This is a genomic window from Phycisphaerae bacterium (assembly GCA_012729815.1).
GTDB lineage: Bacteria > Planctomycetota > Phycisphaerae > JAAYCJ01 > JAAYCJ01 > JAAYCJ01.
The window spans coordinates 33,123-47,123 of record JAAYCJ010000052.1; the positions used below are offsets into that span (position 1 = coordinate 33,123).

Annotated in this window: 14 protein-coding genes; 9 read left to right on the plus strand and 5 right to left on the minus strand. The window is 63.1% G+C overall.

Annotation, left to right across the window (positions count from 1 at the left end):
• Positions 1 to 13: 13 nt before the first annotated feature.
• Positions 14 to 1,828: a DNA primase gene (locus tag GXY33_04020; GenBank protein ID NLX04295.1), complete on the plus strand. Its 1,815-nt coding sequence runs from the start codon at positions 14 to 16 to the stop codon at positions 1,826 to 1,828.
• 265 nt (positions 1,829 to 2,093) lie between these two features.
• The gene (rpoD, locus tag GXY33_04025; protein ID NLX04296.1) at positions 2,094 to 3,806 is read left to right on the plus strand and encodes an RNA polymerase sigma factor RpoD; all 1,713 of its coding nucleotides are present in this window, start codon (positions 2,094 to 2,096) and stop codon (positions 3,804 to 3,806) included.
• 133 nt (positions 3,807 to 3,939) lie between these two features.
• On the opposite strand, the gene GXY33_04030 is transcribed toward rpoD, so the two are convergent.
• Complete coding sequence (locus GXY33_04030) at positions 3,940 to 4,128, minus strand: hypothetical protein (GenBank protein ID NLX04297.1); 189 nt, start codon at positions 4,126 to 4,128, stop codon at positions 3,940 to 3,942.
• A gap of 96 nt (positions 4,129 to 4,224) precedes the next feature.
• Entirely contained in the window at positions 4,225 to 4,608 is a 384-nt protein-coding gene (locus GXY33_04035) for a hypothetical protein (protein ID NLX04298.1), read from the minus strand.
• A 137-nt stretch (positions 4,609 to 4,745) separates the two neighbouring features.
• Between GXY33_04035 and thrS the strand changes: the two genes are divergently transcribed.
• The 3 genes from thrS to GXY33_04050 all read left to right on the plus strand — a co-directional run bounded on the left by thrS (position 4,746) and on the right by GXY33_04050 (position 8,242).
• The gene (gene thrS / locus GXY33_04040; protein NLX04299.1) at positions 4,746 to 6,680 is read left to right on the plus strand and encodes a threonine--tRNA ligase; all 1,935 of its coding nucleotides are present in this window, start codon (positions 4,746 to 4,748) and stop codon (positions 6,678 to 6,680) included.
• A 103-nt stretch (positions 6,681 to 6,783) separates the two neighbouring features.
• Positions 6,784 to 7,446, plus strand: a complete 663-nt coding sequence (locus GXY33_04045) for a translation initiation factor IF-3 (protein ID NLX04300.1) — start codon at positions 6,784 to 6,786, stop codon at positions 7,444 to 7,446.
• Entirely contained in the window at positions 7,433 to 8,242 is an 810-nt protein-coding gene (locus GXY33_04050) for a pyrroline-5-carboxylate reductase (GenBank protein NLX04301.1), read from the plus strand. The genes GXY33_04045 and GXY33_04050 overlap by 14 nt, the downstream gene beginning before the upstream one ends.
• Before the next feature lie 22 nt (positions 8,243 to 8,264).
• Here the strand turns inward: GXY33_04050 and GXY33_04055 are convergent, their stop codons facing one another.
• Positions 8,265 to 8,429: a hypothetical protein gene (locus GXY33_04055; GenBank protein NLX04302.1), complete on the minus strand. Its 165-nt coding sequence runs from the start codon at positions 8,427 to 8,429 to the stop codon at positions 8,265 to 8,267.
• A 146-nt stretch (positions 8,430 to 8,575) separates the two neighbouring features.
• On the opposite strand from GXY33_04055, the gene GXY33_04060 reads away from it, so the two are divergent.
• The 3 genes from GXY33_04060 (at position 8,576) to GXY33_04070 (ending at position 11,507) form a co-directional block, all read left to right on the plus strand.
• A complete protein-coding gene (locus GXY33_04060) occupies positions 8,576 to 8,896 on the plus strand; it encodes a YggU family protein (protein NLX04303.1) in 321 nt (106 codons plus the stop codon).
• 67 nt (positions 8,897 to 8,963) lie between these two features.
• Entirely contained in the window at positions 8,964 to 10,340 is a 1,377-nt protein-coding gene (locus GXY33_04065) for a hypothetical protein (GenBank protein ID NLX04304.1), read from the plus strand.
• Positions 10,341 to 10,688: 348 nt separating this feature from the next.
• The gene (locus GXY33_04070; GenBank protein NLX04305.1) at positions 10,689 to 11,507 is read left to right on the plus strand and encodes a hypothetical protein; all 819 of its coding nucleotides are present in this window, start codon (positions 10,689 to 10,691) and stop codon (positions 11,505 to 11,507) included.
• Between the two features lie 115 nt (positions 11,508 to 11,622).
• Here the strand turns inward: GXY33_04070 and GXY33_04075 are convergent, their stop codons facing one another.
• Positions 11,623 to 12,237 carry a PH domain-containing protein gene (locus tag GXY33_04075; protein ID NLX04306.1) on the minus strand — a complete coding sequence of 205 codons (615 nt, stop codon included), beginning with the start codon at positions 12,235 to 12,237 and terminating at the stop codon, positions 11,623 to 11,625.
• Positions 12,227 to 12,862: a hypoxanthine phosphoribosyltransferase gene (gene hpt, locus GXY33_04080; protein NLX04307.1), complete on the minus strand. Its 636-nt coding sequence runs from the start codon at positions 12,860 to 12,862 to the stop codon at positions 12,227 to 12,229. The genes GXY33_04075 and hpt overlap by 11 nt, the downstream gene beginning before the upstream one ends.
• A 132-nt stretch (positions 12,863 to 12,994) precedes the next feature.
• On the opposite strand from hpt, the gene GXY33_04085 reads away from it, so the two are divergent.
• On the plus strand, positions 12,995 to 14,001 hold a 1,007-nt coding region (locus GXY33_04085; protein NLX04308.1), incomplete at its 3' end, for a GNAT family N-acetyltransferase.

Below are 14,001 nucleotides of genomic sequence, written 5' to 3' on the forward strand. Positions count from 1 at the left end.
GATGGAGCCATCGTTGAGCGGACAGGGATTTTTTCATCTTGTACAAAGTGTCGTTCATGCCAACGACATCGTCGATGTGGTCGGCGAGCACGTGGCCCTGAAGCCCCGAGGTCGCAACTTTATCGGACTTTGTCCCTTTCATAAGGAAAAAACCCCCAGTTTCAATGTCAATCCGGAGCGGCAGATTTTCAAGTGCTTCGGCTGTGGGGCGGGGGGGGACGCGATCAAGTTCGTTCAGCAGATCTTTAACATCGAGTTCAAGGAAGCCCTGGAACTGCTGGCCCGTCGGGCGAATATCCAGTTGGAGTCGCTCAAGGGCACGGTCAAGACCGGACAGGGCCCTTCGAAAACCGAAATCTACAAGGCCAACGCGTGGGCGGCCGAGGTGTACAGCCGCATTCTGTGGAAGACTCCCACGGGGGAGCCGGCGCGTAACTACCTGGCTGGCCGCAAGTTGGGGCGGGAAATCTGCGAGCAGTTTGCTCTGGGTTTCGCTCCGCCGGACGGCCGGTCGCTGTTGGAAGCGGCGGGTCGGGCGGGTGTCGCCCCCGCGGTGCTTGGCGCGGCGGGCCTGGCGTTGACAAGAGGCAATAGTTTCTCCGATCTTTTCCGGAACCGCGTTCTGTTTCCCATCCACGACGCCACAGGCAACGTGATCGCCTTCGGCGGACGGACCATGGGCGACGACGAGCCGAAGTACCTGAACACCCCGGAAACGCCGGTTTTTCACAAGAGCCGCAGCGCGTTCGGGATCCTTCAGGGCCGTTCGGTGATCCAGGAGTCCAAGCAGGTCGTGGTGGTCGAGGGCTACACCGACGTGATGGCCTGCCACCAGGGCGGTATCCGCAACGTGGTGGCCACGCTGGGCACGGCGCTGACCGAAGAGCACGTGATGGTGCTCCGGCGCTACGCCGATCAGATCGTGCTGATTTTCGACGGCGATCGGGCGGGCGAGAAGGCGGCCGACCGGGCTCTGGCGTTGTTCCTGACCATGGGCATCGACGTGAAGGTGGCCCAGCTTCCCGAAGGCAAGGATCCCTGCGACCTGGTGCTCGGCGACGGGCCCGAGGCGTTTTCGCACGCGGTGGCCGCAGCGGCTGACGCCCTGGACTACAAGTGGCAGCAGTTGCGGCGGCGGTACGACGTATCGGCCACATCGCGCGAGCGCCGGACCGCCATCGAGGAACTGCTGCGGACGATCGCGGTCTGCGATCCGGCGGGCAAGGTCGACGCGATCCAGCGGAGCATGGTGCTCAGCCGTCTGGCGGGCATGCTGTCGGTCCCGGTGGCCGAGTTGGCCAAGGGGCTTCAGGGCTTCCGCCGGCAGTCGGGCCACTCGCGGCAGGAACGGCAGGAGCCGGTGCAGGTCGGACTGCCGGTTCCGCAGAACTCGGCGGAGGCGGCCCTCAAGGAACTGGCTGAGGTGCTGGTCTGCGAGCCGGGATACGTCGGCGAGGTTCGCGAGCTGGTCGACCCGGACGCGGTCGAGCCGCCGATGCTGCGGGAGGTCTACCGCCACCTGTGGCGGGCGTGGGAGGAGTGGGGCGAGTTCTCGCTGGCCGAGCTGATTGCGACGGTCGAGGACGTGGCCCTCTCGAACGTGATCACCGAGTTGCACCGGTTGGGCATGGATCGGGGAAACTTCGCGGCGACGGTGGAAGAGTCGCTGCGGTGCATCGAGGAGTGGCGGCGGGATCAGCAGGCCTCGCAGCTTGCGGCGGGGCTGGAGAACGAGCTGAGCGAGGAAGAGATGGACCGGCGTCTGGCGGTCCTGCAGAAGAACATGTCGGTTCCGTTCCGGCGCACGGCCGGGCCGATGGTGGACTAGGGAATCCGGGAGTAACGGTCTGCTTTTGAAGCGGGCCGAGCAGGTGATATAGAGTGGTCAGAGGACTGCAAAGAGGTCCCAATGACGGACAGGACGAGAACGTGTGCGAAGGGTTGTTCGGCGACGGAGGAGTGCCGGACCGCCCGGACAATGCGGCCGACGTAGGGTCGGACCGCGGCGGAGAGCGTGCGGATCGAGTCCGCCCGTCAGAGAGACAAAACCGGTTATGAGGAGAGACGCCATGGCGAAAACCGAGAACAGCCGTTTGGAGCAGCAGGATCCGGTCATTGAGTCGATGTTGACCAAGGGCCGGCAGGCCGGCTACCTGACGTACGAGGCGATCAGCGAGACGCTCATCGACGCCAGCCCGGAGCAGTTGGATGCGATCCTGATGCAACTGGACGAGACGGGAATCGACCTCGTCGACGACGACGAGGCCCAGCGCCGTCTTCGCGGCGAACAGGCCGGCGCCGCGCCGGCCGAAGCGGAGATGGAAGAGGGTCTCGACGAAGACTTCAACCTCGACGAGGAATTGGCCGAGGCCTCGAACCGTCGGATCGACGATCCGGTTCGCATGTATCTGACCCAGATGGGGGAGATCCCGCTGCTGAGCCGCGAGGAGGAAATCCGCCTCGCCAAGAAGATCGAGCTGACGCGGATGGCGTTCCGCCGCAAGGTGCTCGAGAGCGACTACTGTCTGGACCAGGCGACCCGCATCCTCCAGCAGGTGGAGAGCGGGGATCTGCCGTTCGACCGGACGATGAAGACCTCGAGCGCCGAGACGCTGGACAAGGAGTCGGTCAACAAGCGTCTGCCGGAGAATCTCAAGACGGTCCGGTCCATTCTCGGGCGGAACCTGGAGGACTGGGACAAGCTGAACGTTCCGCGGATTTCCGCGGTTCAGCGGGACCGGCTCCGCAAGCGGATCGCGGCGGGCCGCCGCAAGGCGGTCACGCTGATCGAGGAACTGGGCCTGCGGACCAGCAAGGTGGTTCCGCTGATGCGCCGGCTTGAGAATCTCGCCCTGAAGATGGTCGATCTGCAGAAGCGCATCGACGACGCGAAGGACGACAAGGACCTGTTGCCGGAAGACATCGAGGTGATGAAGGAGGAGCTCGAGGGGATGATGCGGCTGGTGCTGGAGACTCCGGAAGACCTGACCCGCAAGGTCAGCCAGCTCGACCGCGTCTACCACGAGTACGAAACGGCCAAGCAGTTGCTGTCGGGTGGAAACCTGCGGTTGGTCGTCTCGATTGCCAAGAAGTACCGCAATCGCGGCCTGTCCTTCCTGGACATCATCCAGGAGGGCAACACGGGCCTGATGCGGGCGGTGGACAAGTACGAGTATCGCCGCGGATACAAGTTCAGCACGTACGCGACGTGGTGGATCCGCCAGGCGATCACGCGGGCCATCGCCGATCACGCCCGGACGATCCGGATCCCGGTGCACATGATCGAGACCATGTCGAAGCTGCGGAACGTCTCGAAGCAGCTTCTGCAGGAGCTCGGCCGGGAGCCCACGATCGACGAAATCGCCAAGGAAGCGAAGATGCCCGTGGTCGAAGCCCGTCGGGTGATGAAAATTTCACGTCACCCGATCAGTCTGGATCGGCCCGTCGGCGACAGCGAAGACAGCTATTTCGGCGATTTCATCGAGGACGAGACGGCCGAGAGCCCGGTCGAATCGGCGACCCAGGAGATGCTCAAGGACAAGATCGAAGCCGTGCTCAAGTCGCTGACCTATCGCGAGCGGGAAATCATCAAGCTGCGGTACGGAATCGGCGACGGGTACACCTACACCCTCGAAGAGGTCGGCAAGATCTTCAAGGTGACCCGCGAGCGGGTCCGGCAGGTGGAAGCCAAGGCGCTTAAGAAGCTTCAGCACCCGGTGCGCGCCAGGAAGCTGATGGGTTTCGTGGACGGCGCCAAGCTCAGCAACCCGGGCGAAGAGGAAGAGATGCTCGAAGAGCACGAATAGCCCTCGCCTCGTCCGGTCGGCTGCGAAAAATCAGGATCTCAACGACAAGGCCCCGAAGCGTCAACCGCTTCGGGGCCGGTTTTTGTTGGAGACGCAACGATGCTTCGGCGCGGGCGCGTCCGCCGGACCGCGCCTACTGGCCCTGGGCGGGCGCGATCGCGCTGATCAGGAACGAGACTACCGTCGAGCCCAGGACGGAGGTCAGAAACGTGATCATCTCGGACTGAAACTCGGAGGTCGCCCCGCCCAGGCCGGTGCAGCCGGCCAGACCCAGCATCGACGAGACGCCCAGCAGCAGATTTCCCAGCAGACGGTATTTCATCGAATCAACTCCTTTGTCAGTATGGATCGGCGACGAGGCGCTCGCCCGCGCCGCATTGTACCCTCGCGTCCGCAACCGGCCAAGAACTCCTCGCCGCTAGTCGAGCGTCCGGGCCACCACGATCACTCCGAGCACGATCAGCCCCACCCCCAGCCACTGCCAGGGCGATAACCTTTCGTTCAGCCGCGAAAAGGAGGCAACCGATACAATGATAGCGAAACCGCCGCCGATCATGATCGGATAGGCCAGCGACACCTTGAACCGTCCGAGGGCGTAGAAGTAGAGCGGCACGTTGAGGGCGAAGAGGATCAGACCCAGCAGCAGCGTTGGCGAGGACAGAGCCGTTTTGATCGCCGCAAGCGCTCCGCGATCAAAGAAACGGCCTTCGCTCAGCAGGTCGCGGGCGGCGAACTTCAGCAGCAGGTTGGCTGAGGCGTTGAACACGACCGCGAAGGTCAGGGCCGCCAGGTACCTGTACATTGACACTTTCCTCAATAACTGTATAGTAACCTTAGTTTTACGGCAATCCGCGCTTGAGTCTTCTCGCGCAATGAGGTTATAATATCGTAAACAGGTTCAGACAACAGCATTTTTGATAGGTTCCAATAGTGGTAAAGCTGCGTTTCGACGACGGGCGGGTCCGCGAAGCCCAAGGGCCCGACCAGATTGTGGAAATCGTGAAGGAAGAGTGTCCTGATCTTGCGGATCGGGTGATCGGCCTGAAGACCGACGGCCGGGTGGTTGACCTGAACGCTCCGACGCCCGGGGACGGCGAGGTCCGCCCGGTCTTCGGCACGGACAGCGATCCGGTGGCCCTGGAAATCCTGCGCCACAGCACGGCCCACCTTCTGGCCCAGGCAGTTCGCGATCTCTATGGCGAAAAGGTCCAATACACGATTGGTCCAGCCTTAATTGAGGATTTCAAGTACGGCTTTTACTACGACTTCGATCTGCCCGAGCCGGTCGGGACGGAAGACTTGGCCAAGATCGAAAAGCGGATGCACAAGCTGGCCCAGAAGCGGGAGGCTTTCGTGCGGCACGAGGTGCCGGTCGATCAGGCCAAGGCTGAGTTCGAGAAGATCGGACAGGGCTATAAGGTCGAGTTGATCGATGACCTGGTCCGCAACGAGGGGGTTCGTGAGGTCAGCCTGTACCGGCACGGCCAGTTCCTCGACCTGTGTCGCGGTCCGCACGTACCGCATAGCGCGATGCTCAAGGTCTTCAAGCTGCTGAGCGTGGCGGGGGCCTACTGGCGGGGTGATGCCGCAAATAAGATGCTGACAAGGATTTACGGTGTTGCCTATTTTGAGCAGGAGAACCTGGACAAGCATCTGGAGCGGATCGCGGAGGCTGAACGTCGTGACCATCGGGTGCTTGGCAAGCAGCTTGATTTGTATTCGATAAGCGATCTTGTTGGGCCGGGTCTGATCCTCTGGCACCCGAATGGAGCGATCATTCGCCAGACGATCGAGCGGTTCTGGATCGACGAGCACATCAAGCACGGCTATAAGATCCTTTACACCCCGCATATCGCCCACGAGCGGATTTACCAGACCTCCGGGCACCTGGAGGCCTACGGCGAGATGATGTACTCACCGATGGACATCGAGGGGCAGAACTTCCGGGTCAAGCCGATGAATTGCCCGGGCCACCTGGAGATATTCAAGAGTCAGACCCGAAGCTACCGCGATCTGCCGCTGCGGTACTGCGAGCTGGGGACGGTCTACCGCTACGAGCCCAGCGGGACGCTGCACGGGATGCTTCGGGTGCGCGGGTTTACCCAGGACGACGCCCACGTGTTCTGCTCGCTGGAGCAGCTCACCGACGAGATCGAGAAGATCTACGAATTTGTAGATTTTATGATGCGGACCTTCGGCTACCAGTACAAGGTCGAGCTGGCCACGCGGCCGGAGAAGAGCATCGGGACAGATGAGGAGTGGGAAAAATCGACGGCGGCTTTGCGGGCGGTGCTCGATAAGCGTAGAATACCATATGGAGTCGAGGAAGGCGGGGGAGTATTTTACGGACCCAAGATACAGATGCTGCTGGTGGACAGCCTCGGTCGCGAATGGCAGGGTCCGACGGTGCAGGTGGATTTGAACCTGCCGCGTCGGTTCGGCTGCACGTACATCGGGGCCGACAACCGCGAGCACGTGCCGGTGATGATCCACCGGGCCCTGCTGGGCTCGATGGAACGGTTCGTGGGCGGGCTGGTCGAGCACTACGCCGGGGCGTTTCCGATCTGGCTGGCACCGGTGCAGGTGGTGGTGATGCCGGTCAGCGAGAAGTTCAACGCGTACGGCCGGCAGGTGTACCAGCGGCTGTTCGATGCGTCGGTGCGGGTCGAACTGGACGACTCCGACGACAAGATCGGGGCCAAGATCCGGCGGGCGACGATGCAGAAGGCGCCGTACATGCTGATCGTGGGCGCGCGGGAGCAGGAGGCGGGTCAGGTCTCGGTCCGGTCGCGCAAGGCGGGCGACGTGGGTCAGCAGGATCTGGAGGGCTTCGTTGCCGCGGTAACCGACGAGATCAAGACGAAAGCATTATGACCGCAGGTCATCGGGTTCAATTCGGTGTTGTGGGGAACGTTCAACCGGTCTGCCGCGTCGGCGGGCCATTGTGTAATCGGAGGATTTGACCATTATCCAGAAGATGCGAGTGAATGAGGAAATCCGAATCCCGAACGTTCGGGTCATCGGTGCTGAAGGGCAGCAATTGGGGGTGCTTGCGACCCAGGAGGCGTTGCGGATCGCCCGGCAGGACGGGCTGGACCTGGTGGAGGTGGCGCCGAAGGAGAATCCCCCGGTCTGTCGAATCCTGGATTTCGACAAGTACCGTTATCAGCAGCAGAAGAAAGAGCACGAGGCGCGAAAGAAACAGCACGTGATCGAGTTGAAGGAGCTTCGGATTCGGCCGAAGACCGACCGGCACGATCAGGAGATCAAGACCAATCGGGCCCGGCAGTTCCTGGATGAAGGGCACAAGGTGCAGTTCACCATGCTCTTCCGAGGCCGGGAGCGGCTTCACGAGAACATCGGGCACGAGATCTTTCGCGAGATCGCCGAGAGCCTTCAGGACGTGGGCAAGGTGGAGCGGGAGAGCCGTCTGGAAGGGCGGCGGATGGTTTTGATTCTGGTGCCGGCCAAGGCCGCTCCGCCTCCGAAGAAGTCGGGCGAGGCCAAGAAGCAGCCGCCGAAGTCCGAGCCGAAGGCCTCAGCGTCGCCGTCGGCCGAGGCACCGGCGGAGCCGCCCGTTGCGGACATCCAGGAACAACCCCAGGAATCGGTGAGGGCCGCCGGAGATGCGCAGGTTTAGGCTCGGGTTTGTCGGTGCGGGCAACATGGCTGAGGCGATCTGCCGCGCGGTGGTCCAGGCGGGCGTTCACAAAGCCGACCAGATCGTGGCGTACGACGTGTCGGAGAAGCGCCGGCGCGTTTTCCGCGACGAGTTGAAGGTGTCGCTGGCCCAGGACAACGCCTCGGTGACCGCAGGGAGCGACATGGTGATCCTGGCGGTCAAGCCCCAGCAGTTCGCTGAGGTGCTCGACGAGATTCGTTCGAGCGTCTCGTCCGATCAATTGATCGTTTCGATCGCGGCGGGATTTTCCACGTCGTTTATTCAGACGGGCGTGGGCAAGTCGGCGCCGATTGTCCGCGTGATGCCGAACACGCCGCTGTTCGTCGGCTGCGGAATGACCGCCATCGTCAAGGGCGCGACCGCCACTGACGAGCACGTGGCCCAGGTCAGCCGCATCTTCGCCGCCTCCGGTCTGACCGTGATCGTGCCGGAGAGTCGGATCGACGCGATCACCGCCGTCAGCGGGTCGGGTCCGGCGTACTTCTTCTACGTGATCGAGGCGATGGTCCAGGCGGGAGTGGACATGGGCCTGCCGCGCAGCGAAGCCGTGCGGTTGGCGGCGCAGACGTGCCTCGGCGCCGGGCGCATGGTACTCCAGACCCAGGCCGAACCGGAGGAACTGCGCCGGCGAGTCACGTCACCGGGCGGCACGACCGAGGCGGCGTTCGAGGTGCTCGAAGCCGACGGCGTCAAACGAGCTTTTGTCGAGGCGGTCAAGGCCGCCGCCCAAAAGAGCCGCCAACTCGGCCGTTGAGGCCCGGCGGACCGATCGGCGTCTATTCGTCGCGAGTGTCGTCCTGTGCATCCTCGGAGTTGATGCGGACCTCGCCCTGCCGCTCGATGCGGACTCTCGCACAGCCGGTCTGAACCAGCGACGCCGCGAGTCCCAGCAGCAGTACCGCCAACACCATCAGTCCTCGCCTCGGCTTTGGTCGTGCCATTCATGTGCTCCTTCACAACGGCGTTGTCTTCTTGTCCTATTTTATCTCCCCATCCACACCGGGCGGAAGGCTTTTGTCGCCGCTCCTCGACGGCTGTGCCCGCTTGCCGGTTAATGGGCGGGCGGTTAGAATGGATGCGTTGTCAGATGAGCCGCATTGGTGAGGCCGCCGCATTCCGCATGTTCAAAGAAGTTCCTGACGGCGTCGAGGTGAGGGTGAAGGTCGTTCCCGGATCGACCCGGACGAAGATCGTCGGGCGGCTGGGCGACGATCTGAAGGTGGCGGTCAGCGCACCTCCCGAAAAAGGGAAAGCCAATCAGGCCCTGACCCGGTTCCTCGCCGACCGGCTGGGGCTGGGCAAGAATGAGGTCCAGGTCATCTCCGGGCAGAACAATCCTCGCAAGACGCTGCTGATCCGGGGTGTATCGATGGAGTATTGTAAGCAGAAGTTGTTAGCGGACGGTTAGGCGGAGCGAAATCGCGATCCGGAGTCGCCCGGCGAACGTATAATCAACCAAAGGATGTCATCGACGAATGCACCGCAGTTTTCGCAGAGTTCCATCGCTGTTGATCGTCTTGCCCCTCCTGACCGCGGCCGCCCCGGCGGCGGTGACGATTTCCCGGGACCACCCGGCGCCTTCGATGCGTTTGGATGCCCCGCTGAAGGCGACGACGGTCTACGATCACGGCGATCCGTCGGACATGGAGCAGTATCTTCTGGAGTTGGTGAATCGCGGTCGGGCCAATCCTCAGGCCGATGCGCTGATCTTCCTGAACTCCAACGATGAATACATCCAGAACTCCCTGGAGAACTTCAACGTCGACAGGCAGGAGGTGATTGCTGATTTTTCCGGCTACGCGGCCCAGCCGCCGCTGGCCTTCAACGGGCAACTCGCCCAGGCCGCCCTGGCCCACTCGCGGGATATGGCGACCTACGACTACCAGGGCCACGTGGACCACGACGGCACGACGCTGGGCGAGCGGCTTGACGCGGTCGACTACGACTATTCGCGGGCCGGTGAGAATGTCTTCGCCTACGCCCAAAACATGATCCACACACAGGCGGCGTTCCTGATCGACTGGGGCGTGCCCGACCTGGGCCATCGCAAGAATTTGCTGAACCTCGGGGAGTACACGAACTTTCGCGAGGTGGGCCTGTCGGTGTTCTCGGAGAACGATCCGCGTACGAGCGTCGGGCCGTGGGTGGTGACGCAGGAGTTCGGCCTGGGCGATCCGACGATTGTCTTCGTGACGGGCGTGGCCTATCGCGACGAGGACGGCAACGGCATGTACAGCGAAGGGGAGGGCCTGGCGGGAGTCGAGATTCAGCCGGAGACCGGCGACTACTACGCCGTCACCTCGTCGTCCGGCGGCTACGCGGTTCCGATCGACCAGGACCACGGCGTTTTGACGGTGCACGCGTACCGCAGCGATCTGCCGGACCGTCAGACGGTGATCCTGGTGGAGGCGGCGAACCGCAAGCTGGATTTTGTCTACGGCAGCGTGAACCTCGGTCGGATCAGCGGCGTGGTGACCGACGGCGCGGGCCAGGGCGTCGAGGACGTGACGATCCGGCTTGAGCCGGGTTCGCTTCAGTTGCTCACCGACGGCCGCGGCGAGTTTCTCTTCACCGATCTGGGAGCGGGCGTCTACACGCTTCACGCCGAGCGCGAGAACTACACGGTTTACCCCAACGATTTCACCATTTCAGTCAAGTTCGGTGAGGAGTTTGCCACCACGTTGACGGCTACCCTTCAAGGTCCCGAGCCGCCATCGTCGGGCGGCGAGGATCCGCCGACCGATCCGAACGCCTCTGAAGATCCGATCACTCCCGCCGCCCCGTGCACGATGGTGATGGCGGTCCTGCTGGCTGGGCTTTGGCTGGGCATTGGCGCGCTGCGGGCGCGATAGTCGCCGTCGAATCGGTGCAGGGAGGTTTCGTGAGCCTGTCTGTATCCTTCTCCGCCCCCTCCGAATCGAGTCGGTTCGACAGCCCGGACATTTATAACGTATACTTAGTCGGACGGCGGGTTTCAGGCCCGTCGGGAGGCTTTCGGTTGGTTGCGAAGGAGGGGACCACGGTCCTATAACCGGCAACGGGAGGCACCTGTGCTGCCGGCTGCGCGACGACCGGGAGGATTGCGATGAGGGCCGCGGGAGGCATTTTGGCGGCCGAGCCCGGAGCATCGGAGGATTTGGGTTTCATTTACCCAGACCGGGACTATAATCATCACATTCCAATGTCCAGGGGATCGAGCGATGAAGAAGGCCTTGGCGGTAGCAGTGTTGGTCATGGTGGTTGGGGCAGGGTGCCAGTCGGCGAGCCGGACCAGGCAGTTCGAGCAGTTCGGCAAGGCGTACTACCTCGACGGTGCGGGCAATCTGGGGTTCGGACACGAGACGGTCGTGCAGGGACTTCGGCAGGCCGGGTTCGGCGGCGACGTCGAGAACATCATCTGGACGACATTCACGGGTCCGCTGGGCGACCAGCTCATCCGGGTCAACGCCCGGCTTCGGGCCAAGGACCTGACCCGCAAGATTGTGGAGTACAAGCAGCGGTATCCCGACGCGCCGGTCTACGTGATCGGGCTTTCGGCGGGAACCGGCGTGGCGACCTGGGCCGTCGAGAGCCTGCCCGACGCGATGCAGATCGATACGATGGTGCTGCTGGGCAGCAGCCTCTCGAGCGGCTACGACATGAGCAAGGCCCTCACGCACGTGAGGGACAAGGTGCACGTGATCTACTCGCCTCGCGACGCGGTGCTGACCGGGTTTATTCCGGTGACCGGGACGATCGACGGTCAGTACCTCGTGGAGCCGGCGGGATTGGTGGGGATGCGGGCGCCGGGCGGGGCTTCGTCCGAGGCCCAGGCCCTCTACAGCGAGAAGATCAACAACATTCCGTGGTGCCCGGCGTTCGAGCGGTTGGACTATGCCGGCGGCCACACGGACGGGACGAGTTTCCGGTTCGTGCGGCACTACATCGGTCCGAAGCTGCTGAACGTCGGGCATACCGCCTCAGCCGCGACGACGCAACCGGCTGGTTCCGTGATCGCGATCGCGCGGGCTGAGGAGTGAACAGATTTGCATCAAGTGGATTGGGTCTCCACATGGGGCGCCGCCGGCACAACCGGCGGCGCTTTTTTTGTATGCGGGACGGGTGGATCTCGCGTGGCGGCGGTTCGAAGTCTTCTTACAGGCCGTTGCCGGGACCGCGTTTGGCCTGATTGATGGCCCGTCGGACCATTTCGTGGACCTCAAGAGGCGAGTTGATGTTGATCCACGCGGCTTCGATGGTGCCGGTGCCGGCGGTGGCGAACTGGATGGTGCCAAGGCCGAAAAACCGTTCGTGGATGGCCAGGGTCATGAAGGTGTTCTGAATGCGGGTCAGTCCGCATTCGAAGACGTCGACGTTGAAGACGCCCTTGATCCGCATGACGCGCCGGTTGGTCAGGACGTAGAGGCGGCTGAGCCATTGCAGGAAGGCGACGGTCACCTGGATGACGATCAGGGCCGCGGCGACCTGGCAGACCGGACGGCGGGCCAGCCTGATGCCCGTGTAGGGTTCGACGAGAGACAGCAACAGCAACCCGCCCAGCACGAGCAGCACCATCTTGACCGATGAGAACAGGATGAACCACAGCGACGGTTTGACGGCGAGGATCACGATCTCGCCCTCATCGAGCAGCCGTTCGGGCACCACGCCGACCAGGGTCGCGACGGGCGGAGCCTGGGCCGCTCCCTGAGCGCTGGCCGCCGGTTCCATCGCCGGCGTGTCGTTGCTGTGATTGACGTGGTCAGCCTTCATGCTCTGCGCTTTCCAGCACGGCGATGCCCGGATAGTTGCGGAAGAGCCCGTCGTAGTCCAAGCCGTAGCCGATCACGAACTCGTTGGGCACACGAAATCCGACGAAATCGGCCTCGATCGCCCGCGGGTCCGGAATATCCTTTTCCAGCAACACGCACGTTCGGACCGACCGCGGCGACCGCGAACGGATCCGCTCGGTCACCTTAGCCAGCGTCCCGCCGGTGTCGAGGATGTCGTCGATCACCAGGACGTGCTTGTCCGTGATGTCGATCCGCAGGTCGTAATCGAGTTGCGGGCCGACCGCTTTGGTCGCTACGCCCGGATAGTTGGTGACGATCATGATGCCCATGCGGATGGGCCGACGGATGGCCCGGACCAGGTCGGCCAGGAACACCATGGCGCCGGTCATGATGGCGACGATCACCAGTTCGTCCTGTCCCTGCCCGGTGTAGGTCTCGGCGATCTGGGCGGCGAGGTCATTGATGCGCCGGTCGATCCGGTCGGGGTCGATCAGCACGCAGCCGGGCCGCACGCGCCGCCCCTGGCTGTCGATGGCTTGGAACGCCTGCTCGATGGAGGATGGCGAATCGACCATCTGGTCTCCGGTTTCGATTGGTCCGTTCATCCGTGCGCTTGTCGTTTCCGCCTTACGCTTATTATACTCGGCCGATCCGTTGCGTGCATGGATTTATATTTCCGGTCGCGAGCGGGCGGCAGTAGAATGACCCGCCAGACCCTCGATGCAAGGAGACGGCTGATGGCTGAGACGCTGACGGTTGAACGAGCCGCCAAGAGCGACTTCGACGAGTTGATGGACATGTTGCTGGTCTGTTTTCAGAGCAAGACGCCGGACCACGCCCGTTTCGAGGAGTTGTACCCGGACCTCTATCGCCCGACCGATCGGGACATGTCGCACAACTATGTGGTTCGGCTTGGCGGCCGGATCGCCGGATGCGTGGGCGTTTTTCCGATTTCCGTTTCGATCTGCGATCAGCCGGTGGTTGTCAGGGGTATCGGCGGCGTCAGCGCGTTACCGGACCTTCGCGGGCGTGGACTGATGGCCACACTGATGGACCGGGCGACGGCCGACATGGTCGCGGACGGGATGGCGTTGAGTTGGCTGGGCGGCGACCGTCGGCGGTACATGACGTGGGGCTATGAGGTGACCGCGTGCGGTTTCCACTTCGGCTTGGGCAGCCGCGCTCCGGGCTACCAAAATCTCCAGGGCAAGGCTTCCAACGTTCGCACCGCCGATCTCGAAAGCGATGAGGACTGGGATCTGCTCTGGCGGCAGGCGGCCAGGAATCCCAAGCTGGCCGTCGCCGGTCGCGAGACGCTGCGACTCAAGTACCAGCGGCTGCACCAGACCGTCTACGTCGCCGGCGGGCCCGATGAGGGCGGGCATATCGTCATGAAAGAGACTCCCGGTTCGGCTCTTTTGACTGCGTGGGCCGGCGAGCCCGAAGCGGTGGGCGGCCTTGTCGTTCACTGGATGGAGAACCATGACCTGCGGGACGTGGCGGTCGATCTGCCTTGGTATCCGGATTGTTACTGCCCTGTATTCAAGCAACTCATGTGCGGCTACAGCATGTCCTATTCCGGGAGCCTGGCGGTGGTGGACCTTGCCCGTCTGCTGGAGACGTACAAACCGCATCTGGACCAGCGTGTGGCCGAGTTCGGGCTGAAGGGTTCGGTCCGCTTGGCGGCGGGTTCCATCGGCGCCATCCCGCGTCAGGAAGTTGCGCTTGAAGCCGACGGGCGTGA

Coding starts and splice junctions, on each gene's coding strand:
- GXY33_04035 (NLX04298.1), bottom strand. CDS start 4,608: ATGTACAGGTACCTGGCGGCCCTGACCTTCGCGGTCGTGTTCAACGCC.
- GXY33_04050 (NLX04301.1), top strand. CDS start 7,433: ATGCGCAGGTTTAGGCTCGGGTTTGTCGGTGCGGGCAACATGGCTGAG.
- GXY33_04075 (NLX04306.1), bottom strand. CDS start 12,237: ATGAAGGCTGACCACGTCAATCACAGCAACGACACGCCGGCGATGGAA.
- GXY33_04065 (NLX04304.1), top strand. CDS start 8,964: ATGCACCGCAGTTTTCGCAGAGTTCCATCGCTGTTGATCGTCTTGCCC.
- GXY33_04030 (NLX04297.1), bottom strand. CDS start 4,128: ATGAAATACCGTCTGCTGGGAAATCTGCTGCTGGGCGTCTCGTCGATG.
- GXY33_04070 (NLX04305.1), top strand. CDS start 10,689: ATGAAGAAGGCCTTGGCGGTAGCAGTGTTGGTCATGGTGGTTGGGGCA.
- GXY33_04060 (NLX04303.1), top strand. CDS start 8,576: ATGAGCCGCATTGGTGAGGCCGCCGCATTCCGCATGTTCAAAGAAGTT.
- hpt (NLX04307.1), bottom strand. CDS start 12,862: ATGAACGGACCAATCGAAACCGGAGACCAGATGGTCGATTCGCCATCC.
- GXY33_04045 (NLX04300.1), top strand. CDS start 6,784: ATGCGAGTGAATGAGGAAATCCGAATCCCGAACGTTCGGGTCATCGGT.
- GXY33_04055 (NLX04302.1), bottom strand. CDS start 8,429: ATGGCACGACCAAAGCCGAGGCGAGGACTGATGGTGTTGGCGGTACTG.